This is a genomic window from Streptomyces beihaiensis, from assembly GCF_026274175.1.
Lineage (GTDB): Bacteria > Actinomycetota > Actinomycetes > Streptomycetales > Streptomycetaceae > Streptomyces > Streptomyces beihaiensis.
Map to the genome: position 1 here is coordinate 1 of NZ_JAPHNL010000320.1, position 17,260 is coordinate 17,260.

Genomic DNA, 17,260 nt, shown 5'->3' on the forward strand with positions numbered 1-17,260 from the left:
TTGTCCTGCGCGGACTCGACATCGGCCTCCAGGCCGAGCTGCTCGACCAGCCAGCGGTCGAACTCGATGGCGGCCCGTAGCGGCTGAGGTGGTCGTCGAGGGCGGCCGCCCGCCCGTCGGCGTACCAGCCCGCCAGCAGCCGGGTGTCGCCCGGAGCCGCCGTGAGGTGGGCGTTCGCGCAGGGTGCGGTGGCCGGGGCGTTCACCGTACGCCTCCGAGGGCGAGCGCCGTGGCGGCGGCGCGGTGCGCCCAGCCGGGTCGCAGCGGGCCGGTGGCGAGGAACACGCCGAGCACGACCGGTACGGCGGCCGCGGTCACCGCGGCGACCAGACGTCCGGCCACGCGCCCCGGCCCGGACTTGGCGAGCCGCCACCACACGGCGGCCACCACGGTGGCCAGGCACGCGGCGTAGAGCCACAGTTGGAAGGGCAGCCGGGTGTCGGTGCCGGTGGCGACACCGTGGAAGAGGGCGAACGGCCAGGCCGCGTACGCCAGCCAGTGCACGGTCTTCCACAGGCGCACGCCGAGCCGCTGCCGCAGGGCGCTGGTGATGAGCACCGCGAGCAGCAGGTCGAGCGCGACCGTGCCGAGGCCGAGCCAGAGCGGCCGGTACGAGGCGACGAACGGAACCACGGACACCGCCCACCCCAGGTGGACGAACGGGTCGAGCACGGCGGTCACGACGTGCAGGACGAGGAACACCAGCGTGAGCAGCGACAGGTTGCGGTGCAGCGCGCCGATCTCGAACCGGCCGATGCGGCGGGGCTCGGCGCGGCGCCCGGAACCGATGCCGAGGGCCACGGTGCCGGTGAGCAGGACCAGGGAGGTGGTTCCGGCGGCACGGCTGGCATACCACAGGGGGCTGGGGCCGCCGGCGAGGGCCAGTGCGGTCGTCATCGCGCACCTCCGGGGGCGGGCCGACGGCTGTACGGGGTGGTGGCGGAGGAGGGGGGTGTTGCGGGCTCTGCGGGTGCTATGGGTACTACGGGCTCTGCGGGCGGGGGTGCGGGGTGCGAGGCCGGGGAGGGCGCGTCGGAGTCGGGCGGCCAGCCGCCGACCCGTACGACGCGGCCGTCCACGCCGACCAGCCGTGCGGGCAGCGCGCCGCCGCGCAGCCAGTCGACGGCCCGGTCGCCCAGCACGATCGCCGCCGTGCTCGCGGTGTTGGCGTCCACACACGTGGCGGCGGCGACCGTGACCGTCCGCCAGACGGGGGTGGCCGGTTCGCCGGTGGCCGGGTCCACGATGTGGTGCAGGGTGCGTCCCGCGCGCCGCCAGGTGCGTACGCGGATGCCGGAGGTCGCCAGCGCGCCGCCGGTCACCGCGACGGCGGGGCCGTGGACCGGGGCGGGCCGGGCGTGGTCGTCGGCCAGGGCGACGCGCCAGCCGCCCTCGGGCGCCGGTCCGGCCACCGAGAGGTCACCGCCGAGGCTGACGAGGACCCCGCAGCCCGCGGCCGCTGCGGCGCCCCGTGCGGCCCGGTCGGCGGCGAGCGCCTTGGCGGTCGCTCCCAGGTCCAGGTGCGTGTGCGGGGGCAGGCGCAGTCGCCGGGTGCGCGGGTCGAAGACGATCCGGCGCCATCCGGGGGCCGGACGCGGCGGCGGCAGGGGGCGGGTGTCGTCGGGGCGCAGGGAGACGAAGGTGCGGTCGTAGCCGAGCCCGGCCACCGCGCGCCCGACGGTCGGGTCCACGGCGCCGTCGGTGAGGTCCGCGGCCCGAAGCGCGGCCGCGAGGGCCTCGGCGAAGCGTTCACTGACCGTCGTCGTGGTGCGCGGGCCGAGGTTGACGCGGCTGAGTTCGGAGTCGTGGCGGAAGCGGCTGCAGGTGCGGTCGACGGCGTCCAGTTCGGCGCGCAGGACCGCTTCCGCGGCGGGCAGGGCGCTCGGTTCGGTGACGAGCAGCACGGCTGTCGTGCCGAGGGCGGGGAAGCGTGCCTCGGCCACGGTCGGCCCCGGGACGCGTGTGGTCATGATGCCCCCGTGGTGGTCTGCGGTGTCTGCTGGGTGGAGGCGGGCGGCTGGGCCGGCGCCTGTGGGGCGTTCCTGGTGGACGAGCCCGCCCCGTCGTCCGAGCCGCCCTCGCCGTCGTCCCCTCCGGTCGACGTGGACGAGGCGGGCGTACTCCGCCCGGACGGGGCGGACGGTGCGGGGGAGGCCGAACTCCCCGGAAGCAGATGCGTGTAGAGGCCGCCCAAGGCGGCCGTGGCGGCCACCGCGCCGGCGGCGACCCACCGGGTGAGGCGGCGGCTGCGGCGCAGGCCGTGATCGCGCGCCTGAGGTGACCCGGCCGGAGGGAACGGCTGGTCGAAGTCGTCGGGTGAAGGTGCCATCGCAGCGGCTCCAGAGGTTCGGCCGCCCGTGTCGGGCTGGCACTTACAGGCTGCGACGGCGGCCCCCAGGAACTTGCTCGCGTCTCTTTCAGGATTGGTAAAGATCCGGCGGCTCTCGGACCGGGTGGGCGAAGAGACCGGGGGCCGCCGTGGTGGACGGCTCAGCACTGCGGTGGGCGGCTCGGGGGGGTGTGGTGGTTGGTTCGGAGGATGTGGGGTGTGGGGTGTGGGGTGTGGTGGTGGTTGGTTCAGGGGGTGTGGGGGGCGGCGGTGGGCCGAAGGGCCACGGGCGTGGGCTCGGGTCGGGGGCGGCGAAGGCGGGCTCGGGTCAGGGGCGGACGTGGGCCGGCGCGCCCCCGGCCCGAGCCTGCCTCTGGTTGGCCGGGGCAGACGTGGGCTGCCCGGGCCCGGCGGCGCACGGGGCCGGGCGGCGGACGGGGCCGGGCGGCGGGCGGGGCCTCAAGGCCACAGCGGCAGTTCCAGTACGACGGTCAGCCCGCCGCCCGGTGTGTCCTCCAGCCGTGCCGTTCCGCCGTTGGCGGTCACCAGGCGGTGGACGATGGCGAGCCCCAGACCGGTGCCCTTGGCCTCCGGATTGCCGAACCGGTGGAAGGCGACGGCCTTCGCCTCGGGGCCCATCCCGGGGCCGTCGTCCCGTACGCGCAGGCGGGCCGCTCCGTCGGCCGTCCGGTGATCGAGCGTCACGCTCCCGCCCTCGGGCACCGCGTCCACGGCGTTGGCGATCAGGTTGTCGAGGACCTGTTCCAGGTGGCCCGCGCCGAGCGCGGCGGACAGGGCGGGGCCCGCCGAGGCGGTCAGCCGTATGCCGCGTTCCTCGGCGACCGGCGCCCAGGCCGCCACGCGTTCGGACACCACCTCGTCGAGCCGGACGGCGACCGGCCGGGGCGTGGCCTGCTCGGCGCGCGCCACCGCCAGCAGCCCGTCGACGAGCCGGGACAGCCGGGAGATCTCCTCCTCGGCGAAGGCCAGCTCCTCGGCGGTGTCGGCGTCGGCCCCGGCGGCGAGGATGTCGAGCCGGAGCCGCAGCGCGGCCAGCGGCGTACGCAACTGGTGGGACACGTCGGCGAGTACGGTCCGGTGGCCGTGGACGAGGGCCTCGGTGCGGGCGGCCATGGTGTTGAAGGTGGCGGCGAGCCTGCGCACCTCCGGTGGTCCGGCTCCGACCTCGGCTCGTTCGTCGAGCGCGCCCTCGCCCAGCCGCCGCGCGCTGGCGTCCAGTCTCGACAGGGGGCGGCTGACCCAGCGGGCGAGACGGACGGACAGCAGGACGGACGCGCCGAGCCCCGCCGCACCGATTGCCGCGGACCATCCCCAGATGGCGGCGATCCGGGCGTCGAGCGGCGCGGCGGAACGGGCCAGGACGACCGCGCCGGCGGGGGAGCGGACCTCACCGGCGGGTTCCGCGGTCAGGAGCCGGCCCGCGTTCTCGGGCCCCTCCGGCTCGCTGCCGGTCAGGATCTGTCCCACCATCTGTTCCGCGTCTGGCCCCTGGGCCGCGGTGCAGGGCGTGCCGGCCACGAGGTGCGCGGAGGCGTCGTACACGGCCGCGCAGTCCCCCCGCCTGGCCGCGGTGTCCAGTTCCTGGCGCATCGTGGTGGCCGGCTTGTGGTCGGAGAGGTATTCCTCGGCCGCGGCCGCGATGACGCGGGTGGCCGCCCGCTGGTTGTCACGGAAGGCGACCCGCTCGCGGGCCGTCAGCGACACGGCGAGCGGGACGACCGCCAGTACCAGCAGTACGCAGGTCAGGACCAGCAGCGTCCAGGTGATCCGGCGGGTCACGGCCGCTCCCGGGGCTCCACGACCGTTCCGAGCCGGAACCCGTGCCCGTAGACGGTCTCGATCAGCCCCGGCACGGCGAGCTTGCGGCGCAACGCGGCGACGTGCACATCCACCACCTTGGTGGGGCCGTACCAGTGGGCGTCCCAGGCCCGGTCCAGGATCTGCTGCCGGCTCACCACCCGGCCGGGGTCGGCGGCGAGGCACTCCAGGACGCCGAACTCCTTCGGCGTCAGCGCGACCACGTGCCCGTCGACGGAGACCTGCCGGGTGCGCAGGTCGAGCGCGAGCGGGCCGTGGCGGAAGACCTCCGGTTCCGCCGGGCGCCGACGTCGCAGCACGGCCCGGATCCGTGCGAGCAACTCGGCGAGGCCGAACGGTTTGACCAGGTAGTCGTCGGCACCTTCGTCCAGGGCCACCACCCGGTCGGCCTCCTCGCCCCGCGCGGTGACGGCGATGATCGCGGCGTCCGACCGGGCCCGTAGCCTGCGGCAGACCTCGACGCCGTCGATGTCGGGCAGCCCCAGGTCGAGAAGGACGACATCGGGGCTCGACGCGGACAGTGCCGCCCGGCCGGTTCCGACGCGCTCCACCGTGTAGCCGGCCTGCCGCAGCCCTCGCACCAGGGACTCCGCGATGCCGCGGTCGTCCTCGACGACGAGCACGCGCGTCTCCTCGGCCGCACCCGCGATGTCGGTGCCCATGCCCGCCACCCGCCTCCCTGGCGGAGAGATCAGCAGTCCGTCCCTCTGCCACCCAGCGTGCCCTGGGGCCGGTCACGACGGCAGGGCCGACCGTCCCCGACACGCCGCCGACCCGCTTCTCCGGCGTCCCGTTTCTCCGGCGTCCCGCTTCTCCGCCTTCGCCGTTCCGGACATACAGGTGGACGATGGACGTAAGAAGAAAGCGCAGGAGGAAGGCGCTGGAGGAAGGCGCTGGAGGAAGGCGCTGGAAGAACGGGCGCCAGAAGGAGGCGCTGCGCGATGCCCCAGTACATGGATGTCCACCACGGGATGAAGGGCCTCACGGCCGACCAACTGATGGAGGCCCACCGGGCCGACCTGGCCATCGAGAGCGAGGAGAGCGTCCACTTCGAGAAGGCGTGGGCGGACCCGGAGTCCGGCACGGTCTTCTGCCTCTCCGAGGCTCCCTCGGCCGAAGCGGTCCAGCGCGTCCACGAACGCACGGGTCACCGGGCCGACGAGGTCCACCCGGTGCCCCTGACCGTGTGAAGGGAGAGCCCGATCGTGAAGCGCGGCGGACGAGTTCGCCGCGCTTCGCCTCGGCCGGACGGCGGGGGCCGCGTCGCTCACAGCGGGCTTCTCGCCGGGCACGCCCACGGCAGGCGGGAGATCAGCCAGCCGTCGCCCAGCGGGGTTCCCTCGGCGGTGAGCAGGGCTCCCGAGCAGGCACGTACGGCATCCGTCAGCGCTGTTCCGCGCAGTGCGGGAGCCTCGGCCAGCGCCTGCGCGAGTGCTGTGACGGCGGCTCTGGCTCGGTGCACCGTGCACATCCGCGGGTGAACGGCCCAGACGTCACGGTCCGACGCGGCGTGGCACAGCTGGGCGAACGAGGCAAGCCCGCAGTCTGTCGGGGTGAGGACGGGCCCCGTACCGCGTGCGAGGCGCGCGAACCGGTCCTGCGGCGCCAGCACCGCCAGTACGCCACCAGGGCCCGGCGTGAGCCCCGCCTTTCCCGCCTCCTCGGCGACGGCGAGGCCGAGCGCCGCCCAGGCGGGTTCCTCGTCCTGGGCGACGGCGAGTTCGCGCACGCCGAGGGCCAGCGCTCCCTCGACGATCACGCGGGCCAGCGCGTCGTCGTCGGGCGCCCAGCTCAGCGCGGGCGCCCCGGCTCGTACGAAGGGGAGCAGGCAGGGGAGCCCCGCGGCCCGGTACACGGGCAGAGCCCGGCGAGCGCCTTCCGCGTCGGCGTGGCCGACAACTGCCGCGTATCCGCCGTCGGCGACGGTACGGGCGGCCTCTGGAGTCTCGTTGTGCACGTGCCACTCGGCGGCGTCCGGACGGGCCGCTCTGATCATTTCCAGCTGGTCGAGAAGGGCCGCTCCCCAGGCCGTGCGCGGACCGCTCAGCGGCGCGACGACGGCCACGCTCGGCCTGGTCACCGGGTCAGCCCCAGATCAGCGAGTCGCTGCCGGCCGCGACCACCTGGGCGCGGGCGCCGGTCGTGGCGGTGCTGCCGGTCTTGGGCGCGCCGACCGTCGTGGCGCTCCGGGCGTCGGCGAGGAAGAGGGTTGCTGCGAGGAGAAGGGCTGCGGCGAGAACGGTGAACAGGCCACGGACGGGGCGGGAAGCAGACATGAAGGTCCCCCTGGAAGGTCGTCTGAGAGGTCGTCTGAGAGGTCGTCTGAGAGGTCGTCGGGAAGGCTGTCCGGAAGGCCATCGGGAAGGCCATCGGGAAGGCCGTCGGAAAGGCTGTCGAGAAGGCCGTCGGGAAGACTGCCTTGAAGATCTTCGTTCGGTGCGTGCCGAGCCAGCATGTTCCGGGGCGGCCGCCCGCGGCTATGCCGGAGGGCATTCCGGGACCGGTCATGGCCAGGGGCGGACGGTGGCCGGAGCGTGGCGCGGGATCGCCCACTCGCTCGCCCGTCCGCCTGGCTGACCGCGGGACGTCCGCAAGAACCGCCCGCAAGGACGGCTCGCAAGGACGGCTCGCAAGGACGGCCCGCAAGGACGGCCCGCAAGAAACGGCCCGCAAGGACGGATGTCCGCATCCCGGACTGCGGCTTTTCCGCGGGAAGTTCCGTTTCTAAGATCTCGGACGGGGCGCTTCAGGGGGACGGGCGCGTGAGTCAGCAGGGGGATGATTCCGGGTGGACGCACGCACGCGGGCACAGGAGCTCTACCGTCTCGCTCTGGACGACGCGTCCTGGCTCCCGGAGACCCTCACCGAGAGCCGCGGTTGGAGCGCGACGGAACTCGCCGAGGCACTCCGGCTGCTCGGCCGGCTCGGCCTGTTCGTGCCCTCGTCGGACAACCGCAACGGGTGGGCGGCGCTCTCCCCGGACACCGCACTGCGCAACCTGCTCCTCGACGAGGAGCAGCACGCGGACGCCCTGCTGGCCGCGGTCCGGCAGACACGTTCCGCGCTCGCCCAGGTCGTCGCGGACTTCCAGCCCGTCCACGCCCGTGAGCTCTCCTCCGTGCAGATGGAGGTGGTGACCGGTGTGGCCAACGTGTCGGCCACCCTGGCGGACGCCTCCCGGCGGGCCGAGGAGGAGGTGCTCTCGCTGCACCCCGGACGGGCGCTGCCCGCCGAGATGGTCGAGGCGGGGCTCCAGCGCGACCGGCACGTGCTGGGCCGCGGGATACGCATGCGTACGGTCCATCTGGGCTCGGCGGCCGCTGTACCGCACATGACGGCGTACCTGCGACGGCTGAACGGCGCGGGCGCCCAGGTCCGCACCGCGCACACATTGCCGCTGCGACTGATCGTGGTGGACCGCTCGCTGGCGATCGTGCCGGCGGCCCGGCCGGCCGAGGGGGAGGCCGGGGAGATCGCCGCTGTCGTGCTGCGCGGCGAGACGCTGGTCGGGGTGTTCCGCGGGATCTTCGAGCACTGCTGGTCGAGCGCCGCCGTGCTGACCGAGTCCGCGACCGAGAGCCCCGAGGGCGACTGGCACCCGACCGGCCGCCACCGCGAACTGGTGCGGATGCTCGCCGGCGGACTCACCGACGAGGCGATGGCCCGCAAGCTCGGGGTCTCCGAGCGTACGGTCCGCCGCCTGGTCTCCGAGCTGACCGAACGGCTAGGCGCGGCCAGCCGGTTCCAGGCCGGGGTCTGCGCGGTCCGGCTCGGCTGGCTCGACGACTGACGTCGGCCGCGGGGTGGCCGCACTGCGGCCCCACGCCGTGCCTGCGAGCACGAGGAGAGCCCCCAGCAGCCCCAGCCACCCCGGCCGGTCCCCCGCGAGCGCGATCCCGACCACGGCGGCCCACACCGGCTCGGTGCCGAGCAGCAGACTGACACGGGAGGGCGACGTCCGGCGTACGGCCCACATCTGCACGAAGAACGCGAACAGCGTGCAGAACACCGACAGGTAGAGCAGCCCGAGCCATTCCCCGGCGCCGAAGTCGGCCGCGGCCGCCCACGGAGTGCTGCCGGTGCCAGGCACCGTGGACAGGAGCGCGAACACGACCACCGCGCCGCCCAGCTGGACCGTGGTCAGCGACAGCGAGTCGGCGCCCCGCACCGAACGCATGCGCGACATGGCCAGGACGTGCACGGTACGGGCCACGGCCGCGCCCAGCATGAGCAGATCGCCGAGCGACGGCGCGCTGAACCCGGCGCCCTGGGTGAGGAGCAGGACGCCCAGTACCGAGAGCCCGGCGGCCGAGACGAACGACCGGGAGGGCCGGGTGCCGGTGAGCCGGGCCTCCGCGAGCGGTGTGAAGATCATGGTCAGGCTGATGATGAGCCCCGCGTTGGTCGCCGAGGTGTGTACGACGCCGTACGTCTCCAGGAGAAAGATCCCGGAAAGGATCAGGCCGAGTACCCCGGCGGCCCGTACCTGCGCCCCCTTCAACGCCCGCAGTCTGCGCCACCCGGCGACCACCAGGACCGGCAGCACCACGGCGAACCGCAGAACGAGCACGGCCAGCACCGTGCGCGTCGTGGCGACATCCTTGGCGGCAAGATAGCTGGAGCCCCATACCAACGCGACCAGCAGGACAGGCAGATCGGTCAGCCAGGCGCGGCGGGTCGCATCGACGGGCATGGGGACTCCTAGGCAGGCGGACGGTGCTCGGACGGCGGAGGGAAGCGGTGCGCTGCGTGCACTTCGTGTGCTGTGTGTGCTGTGTGTGCCGCGTGCGCTGCGCGTTGTGGTGCCGGGTGCGGTGGTGGTCTGTGACGGCTCAGCGCGCGGTGTAGGCGATCACCAGGACGTCGCGGTGGGCGGCGAGTTCGGGGTCCACCGGCCGCACCGGGGTCACCGAGTGCAGCGTGCGGCGGTCGTCGCCCAGCAGCAGGTCACCGGGCTCGGACAGAGTAGCCGTGAGCAGATGTTCGCCCTCGTCGGTGTACACAGCGCTCTCACCGCCGGTGACGTTGCGGCGGCCGATCAGCAGCGAGGTGATGAAGGTGACGCCGTCCCGGTGCCGCCCCTCGGGCGCGGGCTGGCCCTGCTGATCGGCGGAGGCGCTGATGCGGTACGGGTGGAGCTTCACGTTCCACGATGCCGTGCCGTCGATGGCGGTGAAGATCCTGCCGAGCTCGACGAGGACGGAACGCAGGAGCGGATCACCGGTGAAGGACTCCGTGAGCGGGTCGAATATCCGCTCGATGCCGCCGTTGAGCGGGTTGATGTCCGACTCCTGACGGTACGGCGCGTGCGGAAGCAGGGTCAGCTCGTCGGCGGCCGAGTCGAGCTCGAACTGACCGTAGCGGCGAAACCGGTAGGTGCCTCCGTCGGCCATGTAGGTGTCGAGCGTGAGCTCGTCCCAGTGGGCGGCGAAGCGCGCCCAGTCGGCGGCGTCGACACCGGCGAGCGCGGAGAGCCGGGCGGCGGGCATGAGATGGCCGCCGGGTCCGGCGAGGGCGTCGACGGCGTCGGCGGCGGGGTGAGAGGTGGTGGCGGTGGCCATGGAGTGCTCCGTAGGAGAAGAAGAAGCGGCGAAAGGACGGACGGACGGATGGATGGATGGCTGAACAGGCGGAAACGCGAGAACGACTCGGAGGAGAGGGAAGAGAGAAAAAACTAGAAAGAGCTAGAAAGGGCTGAAAAGAATCATGAAGAACCATGAAGGACCAGGAACAGACACGGGCGGGATTCAGACGACAGAGGCGAGAACCGGCTCGGCCGCACGGACGAACGGCGCCGACTCCGCGCTGATCGCCTGCTCCTCCCACGCCTCCCGGTCGCGCAGGTAGAGCGGTGTGCCGGCGGTGATGGAGCGCGTGTCGGCGCCGCCGGTGCGCAGCCTCCAGGTCACGGACCCGGTGGTGCGGGCGGCGCAGGCGTCGATGAACACCTGGGTGGCGAGTCGCAGTTCGCCGAACCAGCGGCCTTCGAGGGCCTCGCGTGTCCAGACCTGTTCCAGATGCCGCTTCTCGCGGATGAGTTCGGCGTCCAGGCAGGCGCTCTCGATGTGCCGGTAGCTGCTGAGCAGGAGCCAGGCTGCGGGCATCTCCCTGATCTCAAGGACCTTCTCGCCGTGGGTCGAGGTGCTCAAGGCCGGAGTAGCGGCCGAGTCCGTACGCGCCGACCCGCCGGTTGAGCCGGTCGATCAGCCCGGTCAGCGGCAGCGGCTCACCGTCGACGGCGGCGGGGCGTCCACGCTCGAAGGTGACGGTCAGCGTGTCGGTCTCGCCGGGGGCGGCGACCGGTCGGCTCCAGGCGTACATCTCCTCGGGGACCTCGTGACGTTCGGGGTCGTCGAGGATGCCCGACTCGAACTCGCGGCACCACAGGTTGGAGTCGCCGCTGACGATCCGTCCGGCGAGCAGGTCGACTCCGGCGGCCCGCAGTTCGACGAGCTTGTCCTCGCGGGTGACAGGATCGAGGTCGTACGGGCTGCCGAACCAGCCTTCGTAACCGAGCAGCCCCAGCGCCCCGTTGAGGCGGCGCAGGGTGTTCTGGGAGCGGTTCGCGGTGTGCAGCACGGCCTGCGCGCCGAGCGAGCGGGCCAGGCCGACCGCGCTGTCGGCGATCAGCGGACGGCTCAGCGTGGAGCTGACGGGGTGGATGCCGAGGTAGACGGCCTGGGCCGCGATCGCGGGTGCCACGTACCGGTCGGCGAACTCGTCGCGTCGGTCGAGGATGTGGATCGTCGCGCCGAGCGCGTCGGCCACCTGACGCTTGTAGGTGGTGGACTCGTCCTCGCCGATGTCGACACTCACGGCGTGCACCTCGCGGATCCCCATCCGCCGCAGCCGCAGCAGCAGGTATGAACTGTCGAGTCCGCCGCTGAACAGGGTCACGACGGGGCGGTCCCGGTCCAGGGAGCCGAGCTGTGAGAAGGAACGTATGAGCGGGGAACGCATGGCTTCTCCAACCTCTGCACTGATCACAGGTGGGAGACTTCCCTGCCGGGCGGCCCCCGACAATGGATCACAGGCGTCCGCGCCCGGCCATGACCGGACCCGGAAACACGCTCCCGACGCTTCGGGAGCCACGAGGCCCGGCGACATCGCGCAGCTTGGCGCGGGGACGATCACCAAGCGCAAGGACGGCCGCTATCAGTGCGCTGTCTACGTCCTTCAGCCGGACGTCACCCGCGCCCGCAACTTCGCCCACGGCAAGACCTGGACGGAGTGCGACGCGAAGCGCCGGGAACTGCTCGACAAGGTCGACCAAGGCGTGCCCGTGCCGGACCCGGTCGGCGAAGCTCTCCGAGTGGCTGCCGTACTGGGTGGACCACGTGATCAAGACGCGGCGGAAGCTCAGCACCTACGACACGTACGAGGCGCACGTCCGGCTCTGCCTGGTGCCCATGCTTGGCGCGAAGCGGCTGCGATCTCACGGCGCCGCTGACGTACGCCGTTTCCTCATCCGCCTGGAGAAGAAGACGACTGCGGCGACGGACAAGGAAGCGCACCGCGTGCTGCGGTCGGCCCTGTCCTCCGCCAGCCGTGAGGAACTGATCACCCGGAACGTCGCGAAGCTCGTCGAGTCACCCCAGACCAAAGCACGGGAGCTGAGCCCTTGGACCCTGGACGACCTTGACCTCGACCGGGCCGACATCGGTCAGCACAGTCTTCGCCCGGGTCCCGTTGCGGCTGTTGCCGCTGCCCCCTGCCCTCGGCACCGTGCTTCTCGTATCCGAGGTGATCGGTGATCTCGCCCTCCAGGGCGGACTCCAGCACCCGCTTCGTCAGCTGCTGGAGCAGCCCACCCTCCCCGGTCAGCTGCAGGCCCTCGGTACGGGCCCGGTCCACGAGCCTCGCGGCCAACTGCTCGTCACTCGCCGGCACGGCCTCCACCGCCGCCTCACTGCCCGGTATCTGCTCGATGGTGGTGTCGCTCATCTGGCGTCTCCTTGATCATCGGATCCGCCGATCACTGAACGCTCCCGGCTCGGGCGCGAGGTCAGCGAGATCATCCAGGCCGGGAGTGTCCTGAAGATCGTGTAAGCCCGGTGTGACCGGTCTGGCATGAGGCGTGGTCTCTGCCGGGAAGGATCAGGATGGGCATCAAGGACGAACGGCCCCGTGACAGCAACAAGATCGTACGCACGGGAGCCGAGTTGGCACGACTGTGGCTGGCTTCCTCGCGGATCATTCCCACGTTCGACCAGCGCGTCGGCGTGGTTATGAACCCGGGTTGGTGTCGGATACCTGCACGCAGCTCTTGGGCGTGGTGGGCCCCGGGCCGGGGGCGACTCGAGCGCGACGACGTTGGCCGCGCCAGGGGCGCCCCGACGATGGCCAATGGCGTCTTCGTCGACAACGCGCGAGTCGTCGGGACGTGACGTGGAGTCGAAAGACGCTCAGAGAGTGAAGACTTCGATCGGGCATGTGGCTGCGCCGCTGCGGGCGATGCGTGCGTCGCAGGTGATCAGTGGTGTGCCGAGTGTCTCGGCGAGGGCGACGTACTGGGCGTCGTAGACGGACAGGTTCTGGCGCAGGGCACGGATGCGCTCGAAGAGCGGCAGTGTTTCGTGTCGGGTCAGAGGCAGTTGCCGGTAGTCGTCGATGGCTTTGATGACCTGCGTCTGACCCAGCTTGCCGCCGCGTTCCATGCTCAGCAGTGCTGACTGGATCTCGTAGTCCAGCAAGGTGGGGGCGAAGACGGTGCCTGCTTGGGCGATACGTGCGCGCAGGAGGTGGGCGTCTTTGGCCCGCGAGGTCAGCGCAGGTACGAGCGCCGAGCAGTCGATGACGATCACCGTCCGGCCCGCATCTCGTCGATGGCCTCAAGTACGTCGCGTGTGCTGATGTCGGCGGTGGCCTCGCGGTCGAGGCGTTCCATCATCTCGCCCAGCGTCGGCTTGGCCGTCTCGCGGGCCAGGACCTCCTTCACGTAGGACTGCAGGCTCTGTCCGGCCTGGGCCGCGCGGACCTTGAGGGTCTGCAGTTGGTCATCCGGGACGTCGCGGATCGTCAGAACAGTCATGCATGCATTCTAGCGTCAGTAGCTGCAAAATGCATGCAGAGCGTCCTGGGCTCAGGAAGGCCGCGAGATTCGGCACCCCAGTCTTGCCTGATCTCTCCGGCTCTTTCGTTGTCGAGGTCGAAGTTGTGACCACCGCTCTGTTCGGCCGCTGCGCGCGTTTCGTGGTCTCCCGCGCCCGAGCGGTCTGAGGGAACTCCCACTTGTTGTGCGGGATTTGCGGCCGGATGCATGCCGCAGTTCAAGATCGTTTGCCCCCTGCTGCCCCCGGGCAGAAAAACGCCCTCTCGGAAGACCTCTCCGAGAGGGCAAAATGTGCTCTGACCTGCATAAATGCTGTGCCCCCGGCAGGATTCGAACCTGCGACACCCGCTTTAGGAGTTTTCTCGGGTCAGGGCTGTGACCTGCGAAAACGGTGACCGCAGGGTGTCTGGCCTGGAAAAACACCACTCCGTAGTTCTCACGTTCTCGCGAGGCTTCCCGGCCTCATGTGTGCCGAATCCGTTCCGGCGAGGGGTACCTGCTTGCGGCACCTCAAGCGATGCACTGACCGATCCCGACTACGTGTCCTCGCTGCGATGTCCGTGCAGGCGATAGCCCATCTCATCCGGATGGCGCATGACCCGAGCAAGGCGCCAGGCGGCGTCATAGGACAATCGGCCACGCTCTCGTACTCGCAGCCGCAGAGCCAACACGCTGGTGACGGGATCAAGGACCCAGCGCAGCGCAGCGCTCTTCACTGCGCTTCGCCCGAAAGGAGAGCGAGGCGATGGGCTGTGTTTTCGTCGCCGAACGCGCGGACAGCATCGGCAAGGATGGTGAGCAGCTCTTTGCGCCCTTCCTCCGTCAGACCGGCGACGAAGTCGTGGAGCAGCTGCGCCACTGTCACCCATTGCTGTCCCGGCTGCCATTGCCGGACCTCGCGCACCAGGGTTTCGAGGTCGGTGCCCTCAGGAGGACCCCCTAGGCGGGACCAGTGCTTCGACGCCCCTTCCAGCAGCCCGTAGAGGCGGGCAGTGGCCGGGTTCGCCAGGATCTCCTCACGGAGGAACGCCTCACGTGCTCGGACCTGCCGCCGTGCCAGCTCGTCCAGCTCATGGTCGCGGCGTATTCGCTCTTCCTGCCGCTGACACCCTTGCCGCAGGCGTTCCGTGCGGAGAGCAGCCTCCCGGATGGCGTCCTCCACGGTGATTCGCACCTGGACGTCGGTGACCACCACACCGCCGGCGACGAGAGGCAGCTGTTCCTGGACGGCGACGCTGATGTCTTGCTCGGCGGCTTTAGGACGAAGGACGTCACAGCGCGCGGCCGCCTCCTCGATCTTCTCTCTCGCAAGGCGTGGTGCTGTGTGCCGATTCGCCGACGCGGTGCCGCTGGCGCGACGCCAGGTCACCCGGATTTCGGCGGTGAAGGGCAGCACTGGGTCCATGCTCTTCAGGCGGTCCGTGAAGATGGATGTCCAGCTGGCGTTGTCTTCTGTCGTGGAGGCAGGCGCCTTGGTGGCCCGGCGTCTCATTCGGCGTCACCCTTCGCATCGGCCTGTGGCTCATCGCATGAAGCACCTGGCGACAAGGGCTGACCCCCGATTGGCTGATTGCGTCGGGCAATGAGGTCCTGGTCGAGCAAGGCGGACAGTTCGCGCTTGAGGTCATCCTTTTCCTTGGAGTAGGGGCGGTCCTGTCCTTGCACCCACCACTGGGCTGAGGTGCGCAGAGTCTCGCGAAGGATCGGACCTTCGGCCCCCGGTACGTTCACGGCCTGACGCAGGGTGTCGAAGACCACGGACTTGAGTTCGTGCCGTTCCCGTGCTGCATCAAGCCATGTGAAGACGGCCTTATCGAGGTCTCGTTCCCCTGTCGGCCCAGCCGCTTGACGCAACAGGGTGCGCCAGCCGGTTACAAGCCCTTGCACGGTGGGGTGGAATGCGTCCTCCTCGTCGGAATTCTCCTCGGCCATGGCTTGGAGGAGCGGCGGAAGGCCAGATGCCTCGGGCGGGGAGTTTAGGGCTAGAGCGCTGAACGTGCGGTGCCCCACGGTCTGGCTCGTCTTCTCCGACTTACACCAATCGACGACGTACCCGAACAACATCTGTCGTACGGTGGCGTCCTCCCAGAGGACGCGCACCGCCTCGCGCAGCGCATCGATCACGTCAGGGCGACCTTGCGCGGCCACATTTCTGAGCCGACGCAGGGCCTTCGCTGTATGCCGGCGCCCGAATGCGCCCGTACACACCTCTACAACGACACGTTGCAGGTGCGGTTGGTTGCGACTCGACCAGGCCAGCAGCATGGAATGGATGTACGGTGCGCTGGCGGCATGGATGGCAGCGGAGTCCAGGAGTTCAACGGCGAGTGGCCATAGCTCCTTGGTTGTCCCCTGCTTGTACCATTCCTCGACGATCCGCTCCAACGGAGTCTGACGACGATGTCGAACGGCCCATCGCAGGGCGAACTGACCCACGCGCTGGGCCAAGGCAAGCCGCCCATCCTTGCTGATGATCTCCAGCGCTTCTTTGCTCACGTCGGTATCGACGACGGGTGCATGTGCGAGCCACTCGAGGAAGGTGGTGCGTGCCAGGGGGCGGTCGTTCCAGAAGTACTCGATGACGGCGTCGTCCCAGTGCGGGCGGGTGAAGGTGAGAGTGCCGTCGTCTTCACGCCGTGCTCCCACGGCCCTCGTCATGGCGATGACGCCGGGTTCCCGCTGGCCGTCCACCTCGACTGGCACGTCATCGAGCTTTTCGGTGAGTTCCGCCGCCTTGGCGTACACGTGCCCGACCGGATCGCCGCGGAGAACGGCGGCAGCCAGCAGGAAGTTGCGTTCGAAACTGGTCCGGGTGCGTCCCTTGGGCTCGTGCCAGCGATAGAGCGCATCCTCCCAGTTGCTATGAGCGGCCACCACATTGGCCACCTGCTTGTCGAACGTCAGGCGCGAGGAGCCTGACTGCTTCTGCCTGAGCGCCTGTTCCAGGTCGGCAGTAACCGGTGTGGCTGACTGGGCTGCCCGGTGCTGTTCCAGCATGAGATACACGAGGTTGAGCACATCGGTCGGTGCTTGGCCTGCAAGGAGCGGTCTGATGTCCTTGTGATCGAGCCACAGGTCTGCTGGGAAGTCGGCCTCCTGCGCCAGAAGCCACCGTTCGGCGATGTCGCGCGGACTCACCGCTCCCAACTCCGGGGCGACCCCATCCGGCGCCCCGTGGCTGATACGCCTCCACTGCTCGGGACGAGTGAGCACAATCAGCCGGCAGTCACGTCGCAGGAGGCGCTCGACGAGTTTGGTCAGGTTGCCTCCGAAGGATTCGTCGACCACGAAGTCACCTTCATCAGGTGGAAGCTCCAGCAGGTAGCCGCAGTGGCGGTCGTGCGGCAGCCGTCTGGTCGGGAAGTGTTTGGAGCCCCCGAAGGACAGCGGCCGCACTTCGTTGATGGCGCCGTCGTCCAGGAGATGAGCGAACAGCGCGTAGGCGGTGAAGGTCCGGCTGCTGTTCGGTGGGCGGTTGATGACCATGACGGAGCCTGCCGCACGCAGGGTTTCTAGGGCCTGCTGGAAAGGGCTGCTGGGTGCGAGCCGGTCCTCACGATGGGGCTCGGCGTACACCTCGCGGACCACGGCGAGGTACTCGCGCGAAATCGGGGCGTGCGAGTCGAGGGTCTGCTCGTACACATACTTCGTGCCGATCTGCTCGCCGTAGTTGTTAAAGGCCCGTTGCAGCACGGCGGCCTGTCCGACTGCCTCAACCGTGTCTCGCGTCGGTACCCCGGCTGGAGGCCGCCGCGGGAAGCGGTCGTCGGAGGCGTTCTCGGCGGCTGCGGCCTCTGCTGACGTTCCTGGTGCCGGTGATGCGGCTAACGCGGCGATGCTGGGCGGCAGCGGAGGCGGTGGTGGCAGCTCGGGCAGGCTGTTCGGTCCGGGACCCGGGTTCTGCGGTGCCGGCGTGGGTTGCACCCAGGCTTTCCGCTGCTCGTCCTCCCAGCCTTCACTTCCCGTGGACGGTGCCAGGGGCCGCTGCGGACGTTCTCCGGTACGGCTGTTGTCGAAGCTCATGCTGTTGCCGCCCTGCC

At 70.6% G+C, this 17,260-nt stretch carries 17 protein-coding genes and 3 pseudogenes; 3 read left to right on the top strand and 17 right to left on the bottom strand.

All coding sequences use genetic code 11. The annotated features are described in order from the left end of the window. From OFY01_RS32710 to OFY01_RS28880, 6 genes and pseudogenes are all read right to left on the bottom strand, one after another. Window positions 1-80: pseudogene (locus tag OFY01_RS32710) on the bottom strand (YbjN domain-containing protein); the annotation flags it as partial. A gap of 121 nt (window positions 81-201) precedes the next feature. Next, window positions 202-897, bottom strand: a complete 696-nt coding sequence (locus tag OFY01_RS28860; RefSeq protein WP_266604858.1) for a ferric reductase-like transmembrane domain-containing protein — start codon at window positions 895-897, stop codon at window positions 202-204. Then, window positions 894-1,970 (bottom strand): FAD:protein FMN transferase, encoded by a 1,077-nt coding sequence (locus OFY01_RS28865; protein WP_266604859.1) that lies wholly within the window; start codon window positions 1,968-1,970, stop codon window positions 894-896. The genes OFY01_RS28860 and OFY01_RS28865 overlap by 4 nt, the downstream gene beginning before the upstream one ends. After that, on the bottom strand, window positions 1,967-2,329 hold the full coding sequence (locus OFY01_RS28870; RefSeq protein ID WP_266604860.1) for a hypothetical protein: 363 nt from the start codon (window positions 2,327-2,329) through the stop codon (window positions 1,967-1,969). Before OFY01_RS28870 ends, OFY01_RS28865 begins: the two co-directional genes overlap by 4 nt. Window positions 2,330-2,788: 459 nt before the next feature. Beyond that, window positions 2,789-4,129 carry a sensor histidine kinase gene (locus OFY01_RS28875; RefSeq protein ID WP_266604861.1) on the bottom strand — a complete coding sequence of 447 codons (1,341 nt, stop codon included), beginning with the start codon at window positions 4,127-4,129 and terminating at the stop codon, window positions 2,789-2,791. Beyond that, on the bottom strand, window positions 4,126-4,830 hold the full coding sequence (locus tag OFY01_RS28880) for a response regulator transcription factor (RefSeq protein WP_266604862.1): 705 nt from the start codon (window positions 4,828-4,830) through the stop codon (window positions 4,126-4,128). Before OFY01_RS28880 ends, OFY01_RS28875 begins: the two co-directional genes overlap by 4 nt. Window positions 4,831-5,109: 279 nt before the next feature. On the opposite strand from OFY01_RS28880, the gene OFY01_RS28885 reads away from it, so the two are divergent. Beyond that, the gene (locus OFY01_RS28885) at window positions 5,110-5,358 is read left to right on the top strand and encodes an SCO4226 family nickel-binding protein (RefSeq protein ID WP_266604863.1); all 249 of its coding nucleotides are present in this window, start codon (window positions 5,110-5,112) and stop codon (window positions 5,356-5,358) included. Window positions 5,359-5,435: 77 nt separating this feature from the next. Here OFY01_RS28885 and OFY01_RS28890 read toward each other — a convergent pair whose 3' ends face one another. Together OFY01_RS28890 and OFY01_RS28895 are read right to left on the bottom strand one after the other, a co-directional pair. Beyond that, window positions 5,436-6,248: a type 1 periplasmic-binding domain-containing protein gene (locus tag OFY01_RS28890; protein ID WP_266604864.1), complete on the bottom strand. Its 813-nt coding sequence runs from the start codon at window positions 6,246-6,248 to the stop codon at window positions 5,436-5,438. A 4-nt stretch (window positions 6,249-6,252) separates the two neighbouring features. Next, the gene (locus OFY01_RS28895) at window positions 6,253-6,444 is read right to left on the bottom strand and encodes a hypothetical protein (RefSeq protein ID WP_266604865.1); all 192 of its coding nucleotides are present in this window, start codon (window positions 6,442-6,444) and stop codon (window positions 6,253-6,255) included. Window positions 6,445-6,956: 512 nt separating this feature from the next. Here OFY01_RS28895 and OFY01_RS28900 point away from each other — a divergent pair. Further along, window positions 6,957-7,958, top strand: a complete 1,002-nt coding sequence (locus OFY01_RS28900) for a helix-turn-helix transcriptional regulator (RefSeq protein WP_266604866.1) — start codon at window positions 6,957-6,959, stop codon at window positions 7,956-7,958. Here the strand turns inward: OFY01_RS28900 and OFY01_RS28905 are convergent. The 4 genes from OFY01_RS28905 to OFY01_RS28920 form a co-directional block, all read right to left on the bottom strand. Continuing rightward, window positions 7,893-8,861, bottom strand: coding sequence for a DMT family transporter (locus OFY01_RS28905; RefSeq protein ID WP_266604867.1), 969 nt, complete (start codon window positions 8,859-8,861; stop codon window positions 7,893-7,895). The genes OFY01_RS28900 and OFY01_RS28905 overlap by 66 nt on opposite strands. A gap of 139 nt (window positions 8,862-9,000) precedes the next feature. Next, a complete protein-coding gene (locus tag OFY01_RS28910) occupies window positions 9,001-9,729 on the bottom strand; it encodes a 2OG-Fe dioxygenase family protein (protein WP_266604868.1) in 729 nt (242 codons plus the stop codon). Between the two features lie 186 nt (window positions 9,730-9,915). Next, window positions 9,916-10,317 (bottom strand): argininosuccinate synthase domain-containing protein, encoded by a 402-nt coding sequence (locus tag OFY01_RS28915; protein ID WP_266604869.1) that lies wholly within the window; start codon window positions 10,315-10,317, stop codon window positions 9,916-9,918. After that, complete coding sequence (locus tag OFY01_RS28920; RefSeq protein ID WP_266604871.1) at window positions 10,283-11,128, bottom strand: argininosuccinate synthase domain-containing protein; 846 nt, start codon at window positions 11,126-11,128, stop codon at window positions 10,283-10,285. Before OFY01_RS28920 ends, OFY01_RS28915 begins: the two co-directional genes overlap by 35 nt. A gap of 145 nt (window positions 11,129-11,273) precedes the next feature. On the opposite strand from OFY01_RS28920, the pseudogene OFY01_RS28925 reads away from it, so the two are divergent. Beyond that, window positions 11,274-11,805: pseudogene (locus OFY01_RS28925) on the top strand (site-specific integrase); the annotation flags it as partial. On the opposite strand, the pseudogene OFY01_RS28930 reads toward OFY01_RS28925, so the two are convergent. The 5 genes and pseudogenes from OFY01_RS28930 to OFY01_RS28950 form a co-directional block, all read right to left on the bottom strand. Beyond that, window positions 11,803-12,112, bottom strand: a pseudogene (locus tag OFY01_RS28930) (transposase); the annotation flags it as partial. The pseudogenes OFY01_RS28925 and OFY01_RS28930 overlap by 3 nt on opposite strands. A 461-nt stretch (window positions 12,113-12,573) precedes the next feature. Continuing rightward, complete coding sequence (locus OFY01_RS28935; protein ID WP_266604873.1) at window positions 12,574-12,972, bottom strand: type II toxin-antitoxin system VapC family toxin; 399 nt, start codon at window positions 12,970-12,972, stop codon at window positions 12,574-12,576. Further along, window positions 12,969-13,199, bottom strand: coding sequence for a FitA-like ribbon-helix-helix domain-containing protein (locus OFY01_RS28940; protein ID WP_266604875.1), 231 nt, complete (start codon window positions 13,197-13,199; stop codon window positions 12,969-12,971). Before OFY01_RS28940 ends, OFY01_RS28935 begins: the two co-directional genes overlap by 4 nt. A 733-nt stretch (window positions 13,200-13,932) precedes the next feature. After that, window positions 13,933-14,712, bottom strand: a complete 780-nt coding sequence (locus OFY01_RS28945; protein ID WP_266604877.1) for a hypothetical protein — start codon at window positions 14,710-14,712, stop codon at window positions 13,933-13,935. Beyond that, window positions 14,709-17,243: a hypothetical protein gene (locus OFY01_RS28950; protein WP_266604879.1), complete on the bottom strand. Its 2,535-nt coding sequence runs from the start codon at window positions 17,241-17,243 to the stop codon at window positions 14,709-14,711. Before OFY01_RS28950 ends, OFY01_RS28945 begins: the two co-directional genes overlap by 4 nt. Window positions 17,244-17,260 lie beyond the last annotated feature (17 nt).